This is a genomic window from Paraburkholderia sp. RL17-373-BIF-A (assembly GCF_046030175.1).
Taxonomy (GTDB): domain Bacteria; phylum Pseudomonadota; class Gammaproteobacteria; order Burkholderiales; family Burkholderiaceae; genus Paraburkholderia.
On the sequence record NZ_JARESO010000013.1, the window covers coordinates 71667 to 89357 of the forward strand.

The following is a 17691-nucleotide window of genomic DNA, read 5'->3' on the forward strand; positions in this document are numbered from 1 at the left end:
CCATGAATGTGTCATTCACATGGAGAGCAACAGCGCCGCCTGCCAATACCGTTTCGCTTTATGAACCGAGTTCCTTCAGGCGCGCTTGCGCATCGCCGGCGCCCATGCGGCCCGCCGCATCCAGTGCCGTCACGCCGTTCGCATCGCGGGCCTTCGGGTCCGCGCCATGCGCAATCAGCAATTCCATGATCGCCGTGCGATTGAACATCGCCGCAATCATCAACGCGGTGCGTCCGTCCGGCGACGCCCCTTCGACATCCGCACCATGCGCGAGCAAGGTTTCGATCACGGTGTCGAAGCCCTTGAACGCCGCGCCTGCAATTGGCGTCTGTCCGTTGTCGTTACGCAGATCGGGATCGGCGCCGTGTTCGAGCAGCGTGCGCACGGCGTCCGCGTGACCGTGGTAGCTGGCGAGCATGACGAGGCTGTCACCTTTGTCGTTGCGCAGATTCGGCGGCACGCCTTTTTCGATCACCGCCGCGAGCATGGCGGCATCGCCGCTCCGCGCGAGGTCGAAAACCTGGTGCGCCAGTTCGAGCAACTTCGGGTCGATCGGCTGGCCGGAGGGCGGGGAGGTATCAGCGTGGTCCGTCAATGGAATCTCCTTGCAATCAGGCTGGGCGCCCCAGGTCTCGGAAAGGCGGGAGACCACACGTGAAGGCGCCGGGAAGATTGCTCAGGATACACATTTTGCGCCGGCGACGCCCGCGCAGCGGCACTCAGGCGTGGCCGAACAGCTTGACCAGCAAGCCGAACACGCCGATCAGAATGGCGACACCCGCGAACAGGAACACCAATGTCAGAACAAGGATCAACGGCGCTTTGAGGCGACTGGGTGTCGGCATGATGGAATGTTTGGTAAGGGGCGAGCAAGGCGGTACGCGCCAGATGCGGTCCGCCGTCGCGCATGAAGCATGAGCAGCTTAAAGGCATTCGCTTAATATGCGCTTAAAGTCTAACGCATGCGTCATGAGGCGGAATGTCATCACGGTCGCGCGGTCGCAGATGGATCAAGCTTTGGACGATTGCGTCGAACCATGCGGCCCGCTTCCTGTCACACTGACGATCACCAGACAAGGGCGCAAAGGCCCGCTGCCACGGGCCTTTGCCCTTACGCTTTCGTTGTGTCATCCGCATGACAGCATGGCCGGTACCGCTGATTTCTTTCGCGCCGGCCGCCTCACGAATCATCGTTGCCGCATCCGCCAACCTGCCTGACAGTCCTTTCCAAGGAGTGACACCATGGCTGAAGCAACCTCTCATCCCACGCCGCCGCAAACATTAGACCCCGACACGTTGCGCAACATGGACCGCTACTGGCGAGCCTGCAACTACCTGTCGGCCGGCATGATCTATCTGCGCGACAATCCGCTGCTGCGCGAACCACTGAAGCCCGAACACATCAAGAACCGCCTGCTGGGCCACTGGGGTTCGGACCCGGGGCAGAGTTTCCTGCTCGTGCATCTGAACCGGCTCATCAAAAAGCTCGATCTGGACATGATCTACGTGGCCGGTCCCGGTCATGGCGCGCCGGCCACGCTGGCTCATTGCTATCTGGAAGGGCACTACTCGGAAATCTACCCCGACCGCAGCGAAGACGAAGCCGGCATGCAGCGCTTTTTCCGGCAGTTTTCGTTTCCCGGCGGCATCGGTTCGCATTGCACACCCGAGACGCCCGGCTCGATTCACGAAGGCGGCGAACTCGGCTATAGCCTCTCGCACGGCTACGGCGCCGCGTTCGACAATCCCGATCTGATCGTCGCCGTGATGATCGGCGATGGCGAAGCGGAAACCGGCCCGCTCGCCACCTCCTGGCACTCGAACAAATTCCTCAATCCGATCCGCGACGGCGCGGTGTTGCCGGTGCTGCATCTGAACGGCTACAAGATCGCCAATCCGACCATTCTCGCGCGCATTCCCCGCGAGGAACTCGAAGCTTTGCTGACCGGCTACGGCCACAAACCGTATTTCGTCGAAGGCGACGATCCCGCCGTCATGCATCAGCAGATGGCCGCGACGCTCGAACAGTGCATCGGCGAAATCCGCGCGATCCAGCAGCGTGCGCGTGAAAGCAACGACGCGTCGCGGCCGCGCTGGCCGATGATCGTGCTGCGTTCGCCCAAAGGCTGGACTGGCCCGAAGGAAGTCGACGGACACAAGGTGGAAGGTTCGTGGCGCGCGCATCAGGTGCCCGTGCTCGATCCGGTGACCAACGGCAAGAGCCTGAAGCTGGTGGAAAGCTGGCTGCGCAGTTACGAGCCTGAGACGCTGTTCGACGAAGCAGGGCGCCTCGTGAAAGAACTGCGCGAACTCGCGCCCGTGGGCGCGCGCCGCATCAGCGCCAATCCGCATGCGAACGGCGGCTTGCTCTGCAAGACACTCGACATGCCGCCGTTTCGCGATTATGCGGTGGCGGTCAAAAAGCCGGGCGGCTCGTACACGTCGCCGACCGAGGTGCTCGGCAAGTTCCTGCGCGACGTGATGCGCAACAACATGACGAACTTCCGCGTGTTCGGCCCCGACGAGACCGCGAGCAACAAACTGACCGCGATCTATGAAGCGTCGGAAAAAACCTGGCTCGCGCAAACCGAGCCGAGCGACGCAGACGGCGGCGACCTTGCGGTAGACGGCCGCGTGATGGAAATGCTCAGCGAACACACGCTCGAAGGCTGGTTCGAAGGCTATGTGCTGACCGGCCGCCACGGTTTGTTCGCCACGTATGAAGCCTTCGTCCACGTGATCGACTCCATGTTCAACCAGCACGCCAAGTGGCTGGAGAAAGCCAAGCGCGATCTCGGCTGGCGGCAGCCGGTGCCATCGATCAATCTGCTGATCACGTCGCTCGTGTGGCGTCAGGATCACAACGGCTTCACGCACCAGGACCCCGGCTTTCTCGATGTCGTCACAAATAAAAGCCCGGACGTGGTGCGTATTTATCTGCCGCCGGACGCGAACTGCCTGTTGAGCGTCGCCGATCATTGCCTGCGTTCGCGCGACTACGTCAACGTGATCGTCGCCGACAAGCAGCCGCACCTGCAGTATCTCGACATGGACTCGGCGGTCACGCATTGCACCAAGGGCATCGGCATCTGGGACTGGGCGTCGACGGATCAGGGCGTCGAGCCGGATGTGGTGATGGCCTGCGCGGGCGACATCGCGACCATGGAGGCGCTCGCCGCCGTGCAGATTCTGAAGGAGCAGTTCGCCGACCTGAAGATCCGCTTTGTCAACGTGGTCGATCTGTTCCGCCTGATGCCCGAGCATGCGCATCCGCACGGTTTGTCCAACCGCGATTTCGATTCGCTGTTCACCGCGACCAAGCCGGTGATTTTCAACTTCCATTCGTATGCGTCGCTGGTTCACAAGCTGACCTATAACCGCACGAATCACGACAACCTGCATGTGCACGGCTATCACGAGAAGGGCAACATCAACACGCCGCTCGAACTGGCGATCATCAACCAGGTCGACCGCTTTTCGCTGGCGATCGACGTGATCGACCGCGTGCCGAAGCTGCGCGGTGTCGGCGATCATGCGAAGGAATGGTTGCGTGGCCAGATCATCGAACATCTGGCTTATGCACATTCCGAAGGCATCGATAAGGAAGAAATCCGCAACTGGACGTGGAAAGGCTGAGCGAGGCATGACCATGCACACTGCAAACAGCGCTGACGATCGAACGATTCTGGTGTTGAACAGCGGTTCGTCGTCGCTGAAGTTCGGGCTGTTCAGGCACGCGGGCGATGACGAATCCCTGTTGCTGGAAGGCAGTGCGGAAGGCATCGGGCGCGACGACGGCAGTTTGCGGATCAAGGCGCCCGACGGCCGCGTGCTGGTGCAGCAGGAGCGCGTGCTCGAATCGCAGATCGATGCGTTGCAAAAGCTCGCGCAGGTGCTCACGGAGCAGCACCATGCGCGGCCTTCGGCCGTGGGGCATCGGGTGGTGCATGGCGGACCCCATCTGCGCGCGCATCAGCGCATTACCGCCGACGTGCGCCGTCAATTGCATGATGCCGTGCACTTCGCGCCGCTGCATATTCCGCCTGCGCTTGCGTTGATCGACGAGGCCGAGAAGATTTTCGACGACGCGCCGCATTTCGCCTGTTTCGACACGGCGTTTCACGCGACACTGCCGCCGCGCGCGGCACACCTTGCGTTGCCGCGCCGCTATGCGGAAGCCGGTGTGATGCGCTATGGCTTTCACGGTCTCTCGTACGAATCGCTGGTGACGCGGCTCGGCGCCGACTTGCCGGCGCGCGCCGTGTTCGCGCATCTCGGCAACGGTTCGAGCGTGTGCGCGTTGCGCGACGGCCAATCGATCGATACGTCGATGGGTTTGACGCCGACCGGCGGCGTGCCGATGGGCACACGCAGCGGCGATCTCGACCCAGGCGTGCTGCTGTATCTGATGCGCGTGGAGAAGCTCGACGCCGGCGCATTGGAGACGCTGCTGAATCGCCAGAGCGGCCTCGCCGGTTACGCGGATGGCGAAAGCGATATGCAAGCTCTGGAAAAACGCGCAGCAGCGGGCGATGCCAATGCGTCACTCGCGCTCGATGCGTTCGCGACCGCCGTGCGCAAGACGATCGGCGGCTATGCGGCGTTGCTGGGCGGAATCGATTTGCTGGTGTTTACCGGCGGCATCGGCGAGCACAGCGGAGAGATTCGCAGGCGCGTGTGCGACGGGCTGGCTTTCATGGGGCTAACGGAAAGCGATCCGGCGGGCAAGGTGAGGGCGATTCACACCGAAGAGGAAAAGCAGATCGCGCGGCATTGCCGCATGCTGCTGCGGCAAACGCAGACCGGCTGACCTTCACCTTGCCTTGACGACGGTGTGATCCGACACGCCCGTTACGCCGAACAGGCGTGTCACGTCTTCGAGCGCCGCGGTGCGTTGCTGATCGCGTTGCAGTTCGCCGCGCAGCGTGATGCGGCCGCGCGAGACGTGGACTTTCACGGCGTGTTCGGGGACCGCGGCGTCCCAGGCGAGACGCCGGGTCGCCTCCGCGGCGATCTGCGCGTCGCTCAGGCGTGCGCTGTCTGCCTTGTGGTTCGCTGCACGGGTGTAGGGCATGGAGTTCTCCGCGGCACTGATGCGTATGGGGAGAACACTAGCAGAAGTGGCGAATTTTGCATTCGGCGGCGGCAGTGGTGACATCGCGCTACCGCCGCCTGCAAAACCCTGTCAGCAAGCGCTACTGAATCGCGCCCGCCAACACCTGCGCCGTCGCGGCCGACAACGTCCAGCCCAGATGTCCATGCCCGGTGTTGTAGAACACGCCGCGCCGTTTGCCGCGGCCCACCTTGGGCAACATGCTCGGCAGCATCGGCCGCAAGCCCGCCCACGGAATCACGCGCGAGGTCGACACCTCGGGGAAATAGCGCCGCGTCCAGTCCACCAGCGGCGCAATCCGGTCCGAACGGATATCGCGGTTGAAGCCGTTGATCTCCGCCGTGCCGGCCACGCGAAAACGATCCACGCCGAGCCGGCTCGTGACGATCTTCGCGCTGTCGTCGAGCAGGCTCACCCACGGCGCGCGCTGCTGGCTGAGTTCGTCATCGAGACAGACGGTGATCGAATAGCCTTTGACGGGGTAGATGTTCACGTGGTCGCCCAGCATCGAGGCGAAATCGCGGCTCTTCACGCCCGCGCACACGACGATCCGCTCGAACGCGAACCGCTGCGACTCGCCTTCGAGATCGACCGTCAGCGTAAAGCGGCCCTCCGGCGGCTGCTCGATCGACGTGATCTGCGCATCGTAATGAAACTCGACGCCGTGCCGCACGCACGCCTGAGCGAGGCCGCGCGTGAACTTGTGAATATCGCCGGTCGAATCGGATGGTGTGAAAAAGCCGCCGTAAAAATCGCCGTGCAGCGTGGGCTCGATGCCATGCAGCTCGCTCGCCGTCACCGGATTGCGGTCGAGCCCGCCTTCGCGCAGCAGTTCGTTCACCTTGCTCGCGGCGTCGAATTCCTTGCGGGTCTTGTAGATGTGCAGAATGCCGCGCCGCTCCAGATCGAAGTCGATGCCTTCGGTCTCGGCGATCGAAAACAGATGTTCGCGCGCGGCAATCGCGAGCCGCACGGTTTCAACCGTGTTCGTCCGGTAGTGTGGAATCTCGCGCAGGAATTCGCCCATCCACGAGTACTTGTGCCAGGTGGGCGTGGGGTTGAGCAGCAAGGGGGCGTCGCGCGTGAGCATCCAGCGCAGGCCCTTCATGACGGTGGCCGCGCTGTTCCAGACTTCGGCATTGCTGGCGGACAACTGGCCGCCGTTGGCGAACGAAGTCTCCATCGCCGCATAGCGATGGCGCTCGAAGACGGTAACGTGGTGGCCGCGCTGAGCGAGGGCGTGAGCGGTCGTGACGCCGGTAATGCCGGCGCCGATAATGGCGATTCGTGACATGACATGGTCCAGAGTAGTTGAGCATCACCGGTGTCGATTTCGTGTCGAAACCGGCGTCGATGCCCCATCTGTCCATGTACCTGAGAGTTTCTTCCCCGCGGCAGCCGGGCCCGATGCGAGCCGTGTGCGGGGAATCCCCTTCGGTGGGCGCACAGGGTAGTCCAGTGCGCCGCTCTCCAGATGTTCCTGCTGCGCGGTCCTTTTGCCTGAGAGTTTCCGGGGCGGTTGCTCCGTCGGCGTCGTCACGAACGTCTGACGATCTCTCCCGCGCTGCATTGCAGAACGGCTCGACAATACCGTTCAAAAAATTTCACCGCAAGTCTTTCCTGCGATGCACTGCGCAAGCGGCGGTCTGAAACTGCTTGAGTGGAGATGAAGGCGGGGCATGCGTCGCTACGAATTTTCGAGCCCGTACGTCGCGCCGAAATGGCCGGCATCGGCTATATTTGGCGGCACCGCCCAACCTTCATTTGCAGAGGAGAATGACGTGCCCGCTTTCCCAACGCTGCTCGCCTTCGGTCTGGTGTCGCTCGGCATGGTGCTCACGCCGGGGCCGAACATGATCTATCTGATCTCGCGATCGCTCTGCCAGGGGCGGCGCGCGGGCCTCGTTTCGCTCGGCGGTGTCGCGCTCGGCTACGTGTTCTACATGTTCTGCGCCGCGTTCGGCATCACGGCGCTGCTGTTGACGGTGCCGTACGCGTACGACGCGTTGCGCTTCGGCGGCGCGCTCTATCTGCTGTATCTGGCGTGGCAGGCGGTCAAGCCGGGCGGCCGTTCGCCGTTCCAGGTCCGCGATCTGCCGCACGACAGCCGCCGCAAGCTGTTCACCATGGGCCTCGTCACCAACCTCGCGAATCCGAAGATCGCGGTGATGTATCTGTCGCTGCTGCCGCAATTCATTTCGCCGGGGCACGGCAGCGTGCTTGCGCAGTCCATTGCGCTTGGCTGCGTGCAGATCGTCATCAGCGTGACGGTGAATGCGCTGATCGCGAGCATGGCGGGTTCGATCGCCGTGTTTCTCGCCGGCCGTCCGATGTGGCTGCTGATGCAGCGCTGGCTGATGGGCACCGTGCTCGCCGGACTCGCGGTACGCATCGCGTTCGATTCGCGTCGTTGATTCGCTTCAGACGCGCTATCCGTTGCCTGGTCAGCCAGACCGGGCACCCGAGCCTCTGAACACCCAGCCGTTGAACAGCGCCCCGCAGAGCATCAACGCGCTGGTGATGAGGAACACCGCCTGCATGCCGAAATGCGCGCCGGCAAAGCCGCCCGCGAGCGGACCCGCCACCTGGCCCGCGTAATTCGCCGAAGTCGCATAACCGAGAATGTAGCCGGCCGAGCGGTCGGGCACGTTGTGGCGGATCACGCTCGTGATCGACGGCAGCAGGCCGGCCAGCGCCAAGCCCATCAGAAAGCGCAGCGCCACCAGTTGCCAGCCGCTCGTGACGAACGCCTGCGGCACCAGCAAGGCCGCGCACACGGCGAGACACACCACGATCACCCTGGGCGCGCCGATGCGGTCGGCCAGACGCCCCACACGCGAAGCCGCCAGCACGCTGCCCAACGCCGACGCCGACATCACGAAGCCGGACACCAGCGTGACGTGCCTTGCGTCGTGCACCAGTTGGGCGACGTACACGGTGATGATCGGCTCGATCGACATGTTGGCGAACATCAGCAAGCCGGAGGTGAACAGCATTGCCAGCACCGGCCGCAGGTCGGGCACGCTGGCCCAGCCGGTCGCCGCGTCCGCTGCGTGCGCCTTGCCGCCCTTGCGCTCGACCGGTTGCTCCTTGACGAGCAGCGTGGTCGCGATGAACGCGCAGAAGATCATCGCGCCGGCAATGAAAAACGTGTTGCGGATACCGATCAGCGGCGGCAGCGCGCCGCCCACCAGCGGGCCGACGAGACTGCCCGCCATCACGCCCGAAGCCAGCGTGCCGAGCGCCCATCCGGTGCGTGAGCGCGGCGTCTGCGTGGCGATCATCACGGTCGCACCCGATGCATAGCCGCCGACGAGACCCGCCAGAAACCGCAGCCCCACCAGTTGCCAGACATTTTGCGCGAGCCCGAGCAAGGACATCACGATGGCCATGCCGAGGCTCGCGCGAATCAGGATCAGCTTGCGTCCGTAGCGGTCGGCCATGCGTCCCCACAGCGGCGACACCAGCGCGGCGGCGAGGAACGTCGCACCGAACGCGACGCCGGACCACTGCACGGCGGCCGCGGCCGAATGGACGCCGAGCTGTTGCACATAGAGCGGCAGGAAGGGCAGCAGCAACGTCATCGCGACGATGGTCGTGAACGAGCCGAACAGGCAGACATAGAGATTGCGCTGCCAGTGCGGCGCGCCGTCGGTGGAAGTGGCTGAACTCATCGAGGCAGGATGGAATGCGGGCGAATGACGTCGGGCCGCGGGCGCGGCGAAAAACCGATTGTGCCTGAGAGCGGGCAATCGGGCCGGTGAAGCGGGCAGGGGCGTGGCCGATCAATGGGTCATCGAGCGATGCAGCGAGCGCAAGCCGAAAACAGTTAGCCGGCGCAGTCTGGTGCCGCCTCAGACAATTGCCGGTCGTGAATCCTGGTATGCTGACTGTTCATCATTGGCCGCGCACCACGCGCGCCCCCGCATTTCTTATCTCGAACACAAAGGCACGCCCATGTCCGACTTTCCCATCGACAATCCGTTTCTCGAATCGCTCGGCGTTCGTCTCACGCAATGGCGCGATGGCTACGCCGAACTGCTGATGCCGATCGATGCGAGCAAGCTCAATCGGCAGGGCGTGCTGCAAGGCGGCGCGATCGCGACGCTGCTCGATGCGGCGGCGGGCTACGCCGGACTCTTTGCTGCAAGCGGCGAACCGGCACGGCATGCTTTCACGCTGTCGCTGACCACCAATTATCTCGACAAGGGACTTGGCGAATCGGTCACCGCGAAGGGTTTTCTGGAGCGCGCGGGCCGTTCGATTTTCTTCTCGCGCGGCGAGGCTTGGGTGGACGGCAAGCTGCTGATTGCCAGCGCGCAGGGCACGTTCAAGTATTCACGGACGACTTGAGCCGTAGCGACCAGTCTGCACGCTCGTCATAGCGCCTTGTACATGATGGTGGTTGCATCGTACTCGTGGCTATGCGTGCCGCGCGCATAGCCCGGGATCACGCCGGCCGTCCGATAACCCAGGCCGGTATAAAGCGGCTCGGCGTGGTCGCCGGTGCGAGTGTCGAGCGTGAGCAGGCTGCGCTGCAACCCATGCGCATGGCGTTCGAGTTCCGTCATCAGCGCCCTCGCGATGCCCTGACGGCGGAACGCGGGATGGACCAGCAGCTTGCGCACCTCGGCGCGATGCCTTTGATTCGGCATCGTGTCGTAGTCGAGTTGCACGGTGCCCGCGATCGTCTCCCCTTGACGCGCGACCAACAGCACCAGCCCGCCGGCACGCAGCGAAGACAGCACTTTGCCGTTCCAGTACGCTTCACTCTCGTCGACGCCACACGGCATGACGAAGCCGACGCTGGCGCCGTCATGCACACAGGCGCGCAGCAGTGCGCCGAGTTCGGGAAGATGGCGCACGAGGTCGTCGGCGGTGAATGGGGTGATGGTGGTCTTGCTCATGCTTTGGCTCACACGATGAAGAGAATGTAGCGGGCCGCGCTATGCGCGGGCGTCACGAAAGCGCTGGGCCCGAACAGTTGATAGCGCAGGCAGTCGCCCGGTTGCAGATCGTGGCTCTGGCCGTCGACGGTGATCTGCAACTGCCCTTCGAGCAGGATCAGATGATGTTCGAGACCAGGCCGCGGCGACGCGTCGTAGGTGATGCGCACGCCGGCGTCGAGTTCGCATTCCAGCGCTTCGCCGCTCAGCGCCTGCGCGGGCGGCGACACGGAGCGCCGCCGGAAGCCGATGCTGGCGTCGGTCCAGAGCGGCTGGGCGTCGCGCGGCACGAGCGGCGCAAAGTCTTCTTCGACCATGTGCATGAGGCGCGACATCGGCAGGCCGTACGCGACGCAGAGCTTGCCGAGCACGCTCGCCGTCGGGCTCACGGCGGCGTTTTCGAGGCGTGACAGCGTCGCGCGGCTGACGCCGCTGAGTTTGGCGAGGTCGTCGAGCGACCAGTTGCGTTCGGCGCGCAGCGCACGTAGCCGCTGGGCGATGCGGCGGTCGATGGCGTTGTCGTCGGAGAGTGTGTTTTCCATATTGGGGAAATTATCTCTAATATGGAAAATCGTCAACAACGAAAAAATGCACGGGCCCGGCGGCTCCGCTTACGCGTGCCGGTTCATGCGCAGCGCCGACGTGTCGTAGAGGGACGAGCGAACGCGCTCGATCAACGCGCCTTTCCCGCTTGCAGCGGGTGTGGCGACACGCTCGAGAGCATCCACAGATAACGCCGCTCGACTCATGCCACACGAGCCTCGCGCGCGCCTTTTCGTTGCGGAGATTCATACACCTGCGCGGCTTGGGCCGTTTATCATAGTGCCCACAAACCAGAAAGCGCCGCCCGGCTGTGCAGCGGTAACGCACATCATCCACGAGACCCGGCGGCTCATGCCGCGACATCATCTATGAACTCCACTCCCGACGCTTTTTCCCGTCCTTCGATCCGCGCGTTGACCTTGCTTGAAGGACGCGTGCTCGGCGTGCTCGTCGAAAAGCAACACACGGTGCCGGACAGCTATCCGCTCTCGCTCAACGCGCTGACTTTAGGCTGCAACCAGAAAACCGGCCGCACGCCGGTGATGAACGCCACGGAAGCCGAGGTGCTGACCGCCGTCGACGGATTGAAACGGCTCAGCCTCGTGATGGAAGGCAGCAGCAGCCGCGTGCCGCGTTTCGAGCACAACATGAATCGCGTGTTGGGGCTGCCGAGCCAGTCGGCGGCGTTGCTCACCACCTTGCTGCTGCGCGGTCCGCAAACCGCGGCCGAATTGCGCCTGAACAGCGCGCGTTTGCATGGTTTCGCGGATATCTCGTCGGTCGAGGCATTTCTCGACGAACTCGCGGCCAACGACCCGCCACGGGTCGTGAAACTTGCCCGCGTGCCGGGCGAGCGCGAGAACCGCTGGACGCATCTGCTGTGCGGTGAAGTGAGCGCAAGCGAGTTGGCGCAGCCGGGTGAGGAAGACGATTCGGTGCCGCTGTCCGCATTCGAAGCGGTCAAGGCCGAACAGAAGCGTCTCGCGGATGAAGTCAGCCGGCTGCAGGCCGTAGTCCGCCGCATGGCAGCGGAGTTGGGGATCGACGCCAGCGACCTCACCGCAGGCGAATAAAGCCGTCAACCATGACGCAAAACATTTACGACGATCCGGCCTTTTTCGAGAACTACAGCCAATTGGGCCGCTCGCAACAGGGGCTCGCCGGCGCGCCCGAATGGCCGGCTTTGCGCGCGCTGCTGCCGCCCATGCACGGCTTGCGGGTGGTCGATCTCGGCTGCGGCTATGGCTGGTTCTGCCGCTGGGCGCGTGAGGCGGGCGCAGCCTCGGTGCTCGGCGTCGACGTATCGGAGAAGATGCTCGAACGCGCCCGCGCGGGTTCGAGCGATGCGGCTCTCACGTATGCGCGCGCCGATCTCGAACAGCTCGACTTGTCGCCGGCAGCCTTCGATCTCGCGTATAGCTCGCTCGCGTTTCACTACATCGAAAATCTGCGCGGCTTGCTCGACCACGTGCATCGCGCGCTGGTGCCGGGCGGGCGGCTGGTGTTCTCGATTGAGCATCCGATCTTCATGGCGCCACAGCAGCCCGGCTGGTCAATCGACGCGAATGGCCGCAAACAGTGGCCGATCGACAGTTATCAACTGGAAGGCCCGCGCGTCAGCAACTGGCTGGCCGAGGGCGTCGTCAAGCAGCACCGCACCATCGGCACGCTGCTCAATCATCTGATCGGCGCGGGCTTCACGATTGCCCATGTCGACGAGTGGGGACCAACGGAGGCGGACCTCGCCGCGCGCCCCGAACTCGCGGAAGAACGCGAACGCCCGATGATAATGCTGGTGTCCGCCACGCGTTGAATTCACGCATTAGTTGTCGCGATTGCGCTGCCGATCCGCTGACAGCGTTCGCTGCGTGCGATAGAAAACGCGCGGAGGCACGTTAGGCGAATCTTCGGCGAGCCGGTCGAGCTCGTCGCGGATCGCGGTGAGGTAGTGGCCGTCGCGCGCATCGGCATCGCCCGCGAAAATCGCTTCGAGCCTGCGGCGCACCGCGCCATAGCGCGCGCCGGCCGCACGATGCTTTTCGGCGCGCTCCGCGTAGCGCAGGAACGTTTGCAGCGCGGCCGAGACCGCGGCCGTCACGCTCACGAAGCCGATGAAAATCCTGAGTCCCGGCGAAACTGCGGACAAATTCAGCGATGCGAACACCGCCGTGCCGACGAAAGCGGTGAGGGCGGTCACCAGCCAGCCGACCTGGCGGTCGCGCGCCGACAGCAGGTCGGCCATGTCGTAATGGCTCATCTGGGATTCGCGCGCGCGCCGGATCCATTTCAGCAGAAGCTGGTTCTCGTCGACCGGCGGCTCGTAGGCAGGCAGATTCTTCATGTTGCTCGTCAGGGCTGTTCGGTTGCGCAAGCTTAGCGCATGCGTCTGACGATACTGTGCCACATGAAGCCGGCGACCCGCGTTCCGGTCGCGCGATAGTGGTCTTTATGCCGGTGCCGCTGCCAGTTCCGTCGCCGATGCCGCTTGCCGCGCCACACCGAAGCGCTCGCTATGCGCCTTGCCGTTCAGGTAAAAATCACCGATCGCGGCCTCGCGAATGATCGCGGGATTGTGCGACGCCAGCACGCGAGCATTGCGCCAGTAGCGATCGAAGCGGCGCGTCTCGCTGGTCGCCGACGCCCCGCCCACTTCGAACAGCAGCGTCGCGGCTTGCAGCGTCTGCTCGATGGCGATCTGTTGCGCCTGGAAGGTCTGGATGTCCAGGTTGATGTACGTCTGTTCGCTGGTGCGGCCTTCATGCCGGGCGACCGAGACATCGTCGATGGCGCGCGCAAGCGACGCGCTGATGCTCTGCGTCGAGTAAGCCAGGCTCGCGAGGCGACCGACCACGCGATGCACGAGCGGATTGTCACGCGGACTCGATTCGCCCGGCACACCGAACGTGCGGGTCCTGGCTTGTGTGAACGCGACCGCATCGCGCAACGCCGCGCGGCTGATCCCCGCGAGATTCGCGACATGCAGCGCCTGGTAGTAAGCCGTGAGCAGGCTGTTGCGACGCGGCTCGGAGGCGTTATAGCGACGGTAGAGGTTGTCGTGCGAAACCGGCACATGCGTGAAGCGCGCCGTGCCGCTGCCCGTGAGCCGTTGCCCGAAACCATCCCAATCGTCGATGCGTTCGAGGCCCGGCGCGTCGGCTTTGACGAGCACGCGCACGTCGCTCTGGCCGTCGTGCGCGGTGACGTCCACCCAGTCCGCGTAGAGCGTGCCTGTGGTGTAGTACTTCTCGCCGTCCAGATGCCATGCGCCGTTGGTTTGCGTGAGACGCACGCTGTTGTTGGTGACGCTGGAGCGCTCGGACACCGCGCCACCGACGATCTGACCTTGCGCTATCCGCGTGAGCCAGCGGTCGCGCAGCGATTCGTCGTCTTGTTCCAGCAGCGACTCGATAAAGCCACCATGCACGCGCAGGATTTGCGGCAGATTCGAATCCGCCTCGCCCAGGCGCGTCACCAGCGCGAAGAACTGCGCGAGCGAGATGCCTTCACCGCCGTATTGCCTCGGCACGCGCAGTTTGGTGTAGCCCGCTTCGCGCAGCCACTCGACGGGCGCATAAGCGAGTTCGCGATGCTGCTCGCGTTCGACCGCGCCCTCGGCGATACGCGCGAAAACCGGCGCGAAGCGACGGGTCAGCGGGTCGTCGCCGAAAAGTTGCGCGGCGTCGGCGATGCTGTGATCGGGATTCGTTGATTGAACTGCGGACATGGGTTCTCCGAAACGGGGTGCGCGTGAGGCGCAATCAGAGAACGGTAAGGGACGCGGCAGGGTGCTAGCAACCAAGTATTTGGCCGATTCTTAGCAGCAGGAGTGAAATGGTCCAGGCGCTTGCCACGGCAAGGCGCGCGGCTTATTTCAATCCTGCCACTGCGCGCCTGCGCGCCAGCAATCGCACGGCAAGCAGACACACGCCCATCACGGTCAACGACAACACCGTCGTCATGGTGCCCAGCGCGTAGATCACCGGCGTGGTCACCGACGTGGTGAGGCCCTGCAACTCCAGCGGCAAAGTGTTCTGATCGCCGATCGCCTGGGAAGTGCGGGCAATCTCGTCCCATGAGAGCGTGAAGCCGAACATGGCGACGCCCACTACCGACGGACCGATGATAGGCAGCACCACGTGCCGGAAACTCTGCCACGGCGTTGCGCCCAGATCGCGCGATGCTTCTTCGTAAGCCGGATTGAAGCGGTTGAACACCGCGAACATGACCAGCAAACCGAACGGCAGCGTCCATGTCAGATGTGCGCCGAGTGCGGACGTGAAGAGGCCCATCGAAGTGGTGTAACTGTCAGCGAAAGACTGATAGCCCCACGCGGAGGCGAAGTACTTCACGCCGTTATCCAGCAGACGGAACGTCAGGCCGATGCCGAGCGAAACGATAATGGACGGCATGATCAGACTGGCCACGGAGACATAAAACACCGCTGTATCGCCGCGAAATTTTCGGCGAAACGCGAGGCCCGCCGCGACGGAAAACAGCACCGTCAGCACCGTGACCGCCAACGCGAGCCGCACGGAGCGCCCGAACGCGCCCCAGATGTCGACATCGCCCACACCGTCGCGCAGCATCGCGAACCAGTGCAGCGACACACCTCGCATCGGAAACGTGAGGCCGCCCTCGGGGCCCTGAAACGACAGAATGAAAATGGTGATCACCGGTCCGTACAGAAACAGCACGAACAGGCCGAACAGCAGCGCGAGCCAGTAGAAACTCGCCGGACGGCGCTCCCGATGTTTGACGCGAATGGCCTGCATCTTCATAGCTCCTTGCGAATGTCGACGACCCGCGTCAAACCCCACACGATCATCAGCACCACGGCGAGCAGCATGATCGCGTTGGCGGCTGCTGCGGGAAATTGCAGGTAGCCGGTTTGCACCTGAATGATCTTGCCCACCGACGCGATCTGCTGGCCGCCCATCACGCCGACGGTCAGGAAATCGCCCATCACGATCGTGATGACGAAGATCGAACCGATCACGATGCCGGTTTTCGACAGCGGCAGGACCACGTCGCGCACCACTTGCCAGCCGCTCGCACCGGCATCGCGCGCGGCTTCGAGGAGCGAGCGGTCGATACGCATCATCGCGTTGAAGATCGGCACGATCATGAAGAACGTGTAGAGGTGAACGAAAGCGAGCACCACCGAAAAGTTCGAATACAGCAGCCATTCCAGCGGCTGATCGATCACGTGCGTGCCGAGCAGGGCCTGATTCACGAGACCGTTGCGCCCGAGCAGCGGCATCCACGAAATCATGCGGATCACGTTCGAAGTCCAGAACGGAATCGTGCAGACGAGGAACAGCACGGTCTGCATGCTCGTGGTGCGCACATGGAAGGCGAGGAAGTAGGCGATCGAAAACCCCAGCAGCAAGGTCACCGCCCACACGATCGCGCAGAACTTGAGTGTCGACCAGTACGTCTTGAAGGTGACGCAGACGTCCGTCAGCGACGAACAGCCGTTGAAGATCGCCGCGTAGTTCTTCAACGTAAATGCGGGAATGATCTGGTATTCGTTGAAGTCCCAGAAACTGACGATCAGCGTGATGACCAGCGGCACGATGAAAAACAGCAGGAAGGTCAGCGAGAGCGGCGTCGCCTGTAACCACGCCGGCGCTCGGCGGTGTTTGACGGGCTCGTCCTGCGCGTGCGAGGGAAGGTCGATCGTTGCCATGGGCGTGTTTCTAAGGAATGACTATGCGTTGATTCGGACAGCTGGTGACAGCCGGCGTGTCGCGTGCCGGCTGTCATATCGAACCACGGCGCCGATCAAGCCGCGATGAACTCGTTCCACTTCTGGACCATGTAGATGTTCTCGTCCATCACCGCGTTCCAGCAGGCAATCGCGCCCATGCGCTGGTTGTACGAACCGCCGTCACGCACGGTGCCGGTCTTTTCGAGCAACTGGCCGTCCGGCGCCTTGATGTCCTGCGCGGCCGGTTTGCCCTCGATCCAGTAGTCCCACTCGTAGGGCTGCATGTGCGTCTTCGCGGTCTCCAGCACGCCCGAGTAGTAGCCCTGACGCATCAGGTACGCACCCGCCCAGCCGTCCTGGAACCAGTTGACGAACTCATAGGCGGCGTCGAGCTTCTTGCCTTGCAACGAGCGCGGGAAACCGAAGCCCGACGCCCACGAGCGATAGCCTTCCTTGAGCGGCTGGAATTTACAGGCGACACCCATGGTGCGGACTTTCGTCACGGCAGGCGACCACATCGACTGGATCACCACTTCACCCGAGGCCATCAGGTTCACGCTCTCGTTGAAGTCTTTCCAGAATGCGCGGAACTGGCCGGCGCGCTTCGCTTCGATCAGGATCTTGATGGTCTGGTCGATCTCGGCCTTGGTCATGTTGCCTTTGTCGCCGTATTTCATGTGCCCCATCGCCTCGATCGCCATGGCCGAGTCCATGATGCCGATCGCGGGGATGTTCAACAGTGCGGCCTTGCCCTTGAACTGCGGATTGAGCAGTTCCGCCCAACTGTCGACGGGCCGTTTGATCAGGTCGGGCCGGATGCCGAGCGTATCCGCGTTGTATGTCGTGGGAATCAGCGTCATCCACTCGGTCGGCGTGGCGGAGAATTCCGTGGAACGCGGGCCGGTGAGAAACATGACCTTCCTCGGCGCCGTGCCTTGATCGCCGATCTTTTTGCCGTTGACTTCGCCGCGCGTGAGCACTGGCGTGATCTTGTCGGCGAGCTTGATGCGCTTTGCGTCCATGCCGGCCAGCGTGCCCGCCGGAATCAGCTTCTTGAGCGCGAAGTATTCGGTGTCGACGATGTCGAACGAGTTCGGCTGGGTGATGATGCGTTTGGCGACGTCGTCGGTGGTTACCGGCACGTATTGAATCTCGATGCCGGTGTCTTCCTTGAATTTCTTCGCGATGTCGGCGCTCTGGTTGACCGCCGTGCCGAGGTAGCGCAACGTGATTTTTTCCTGCGCGTGCACGTACGGAAAACCGGCAATGCCGGCCGCCGCCACCGCGCCCTTGATGAACGTGCGGCGCGACAGGCCTTTTTCCTTCCCATCCGTTGCGGCCGCTGCCGGGCTTTCGTTCGTTTCACTCATTGCTTTCTC

18 protein-coding genes and 1 riboswitch are annotated in these 17691 nt (G+C 63.4%); of the genes, 6 read left to right on the forward strand and 12 right to left on the reverse strand.

Going from position 1 to position 17691, the window contains the following annotated elements:
- Positions 1-58: 58 nt before the first annotated feature.
- Positions 59-595, reverse strand: coding sequence for an ankyrin repeat domain-containing protein (locus tag P0D80_RS18055; protein ID WP_408285798.1), 537 nt, complete (start codon positions 593-595; stop codon positions 59-61).
- Between the two features lie 124 nt (positions 596-719).
- Positions 720-845 (reverse strand): hypothetical protein, encoded by a 126-nt coding sequence (locus P0D80_RS18060; RefSeq protein WP_408180155.1) that lies wholly within the window; start codon positions 843-845, stop codon positions 720-722.
- 397 nt (positions 846-1242) lie between these two features.
- Here P0D80_RS18060 and P0D80_RS18065 point away from each other — a divergent pair, with 397 nt between their 5' ends.
- Complete coding sequence (locus P0D80_RS18065; RefSeq protein WP_408285799.1) at positions 1243-3636, forward strand: phosphoketolase family protein; 2394 nt, start codon at positions 1243-1245, stop codon at positions 3634-3636.
- Between the two features lie 13 nt (positions 3637-3649).
- Positions 3650-4810, forward strand: a complete 1161-nt coding sequence (locus P0D80_RS18070) for an acetate/propionate family kinase (protein WP_408285926.1) — start codon at positions 3650-3652, stop codon at positions 4808-4810.
- A gap of 3 nt (positions 4811-4813) precedes the next feature.
- Here the strand turns inward: P0D80_RS18070 and P0D80_RS18075 are convergent, their stop codons facing one another.
- Both P0D80_RS18075 and P0D80_RS18080 read right to left on the reverse strand, forming a co-directional pair.
- Positions 4814-5074 (reverse strand): BON domain-containing protein, encoded by a 261-nt coding sequence (locus tag P0D80_RS18075; protein ID WP_408285802.1) that lies wholly within the window; start codon positions 5072-5074, stop codon positions 4814-4816.
- Between the two features lie 121 nt (positions 5075-5195).
- On the reverse strand, positions 5196-6407 hold the full coding sequence (locus tag P0D80_RS18080; RefSeq protein WP_408285804.1) for a D-amino acid dehydrogenase: 1212 nt from the start codon (positions 6405-6407) through the stop codon (positions 5196-5198).
- 184 nt (positions 6408-6591) lie between these two features.
- Positions 6592-6685, reverse strand: a riboswitch (glycine riboswitch).
- Positions 6686-6894: 209 nt separating this feature from the next.
- Here P0D80_RS18080 and P0D80_RS18085 point away from each other — a divergent pair.
- Entirely contained in the window at positions 6895-7527 is a 633-nt protein-coding gene (locus P0D80_RS18085) for a LysE family translocator (protein ID WP_408285806.1), read from the forward strand.
- A 30-nt stretch (positions 7528-7557) separates the two neighbouring features.
- Here the strand turns inward: P0D80_RS18085 and P0D80_RS18090 are convergent, their stop codons facing one another.
- The gene (locus P0D80_RS18090) at positions 7558-8787 is read right to left on the reverse strand and encodes an MFS transporter (protein WP_408285807.1); all 1230 of its coding nucleotides are present in this window, start codon (positions 8785-8787) and stop codon (positions 7558-7560) included.
- Positions 8788-9070: 283 nt separating this feature from the next.
- Here P0D80_RS18090 and P0D80_RS18095 point away from each other — a divergent pair, with 283 nt between their 5' ends.
- A complete protein-coding gene (locus P0D80_RS18095) occupies positions 9071-9466 on the forward strand; it encodes a PaaI family thioesterase (protein WP_408255127.1) in 396 nt (131 codons plus the stop codon).
- A gap of 26 nt (positions 9467-9492) precedes the next feature.
- Here P0D80_RS18095 and P0D80_RS18100 read toward each other — a convergent pair whose 3' ends face one another.
- Together P0D80_RS18100 and P0D80_RS18105 are read right to left on the reverse strand one after the other, a co-directional pair.
- On the reverse strand, positions 9493-10020 hold the full coding sequence (locus P0D80_RS18100) for a GNAT family N-acetyltransferase (protein ID WP_408285809.1): 528 nt from the start codon (positions 10018-10020) through the stop codon (positions 9493-9495).
- An 8-nt stretch (positions 10021-10028) separates the two neighbouring features.
- Complete coding sequence (locus P0D80_RS18105; RefSeq protein ID WP_408180147.1) at positions 10029-10601, reverse strand: helix-turn-helix domain-containing protein; 573 nt, start codon at positions 10599-10601, stop codon at positions 10029-10031.
- Positions 10602-10970: 369 nt separating this feature from the next.
- On the opposite strand from P0D80_RS18105, the gene P0D80_RS18110 reads away from it, so the two are divergent.
- Positions 10971-11675 (forward strand): YceH family protein, encoded by a 705-nt coding sequence (locus P0D80_RS18110; RefSeq protein WP_132377236.1) that lies wholly within the window; start codon positions 10971-10973, stop codon positions 11673-11675.
- Between the two features lie 11 nt (positions 11676-11686).
- Entirely contained in the window at positions 11687-12415 is a 729-nt protein-coding gene (locus P0D80_RS18115; protein ID WP_408285811.1) for a class I SAM-dependent methyltransferase, read from the forward strand.
- Between the two features lie 9 nt (positions 12416-12424).
- On the opposite strand, the gene P0D80_RS18120 is transcribed toward P0D80_RS18115, so the two are convergent.
- From P0D80_RS18120 to P0D80_RS18140, 5 genes are all read right to left on the reverse strand, one after another.
- On the reverse strand, positions 12425-12943 hold the full coding sequence (locus tag P0D80_RS18120) for an SLATT domain-containing protein (RefSeq protein ID WP_132377235.1): 519 nt from the start codon (positions 12941-12943) through the stop codon (positions 12425-12427).
- 105 nt (positions 12944-13048) lie between these two features.
- Complete coding sequence (locus P0D80_RS18125; RefSeq protein WP_408285813.1) at positions 13049-14326, reverse strand: acyl-CoA dehydrogenase family protein; 1278 nt, start codon at positions 14324-14326, stop codon at positions 13049-13051.
- A 142-nt stretch (positions 14327-14468) separates the two neighbouring features.
- Positions 14469-15374: an ABC transporter permease gene (locus P0D80_RS18130; protein ID WP_408285814.1), complete on the reverse strand. Its 906-nt coding sequence runs from the start codon at positions 15372-15374 to the stop codon at positions 14469-14471.
- A gap of 2 nt (positions 15375-15376) precedes the next feature.
- Entirely contained in the window at positions 15377-16291 is a 915-nt protein-coding gene (locus tag P0D80_RS18135; protein ID WP_408285816.1) for an ABC transporter permease, read from the reverse strand.
- 95 nt (positions 16292-16386) lie between these two features.
- Entirely contained in the window at positions 16387-17682 is a 1296-nt protein-coding gene (locus P0D80_RS18140) for an ABC transporter substrate-binding protein (RefSeq protein ID WP_408285818.1), read from the reverse strand.
- Positions 17683-17691 lie beyond the last annotated feature (9 nt).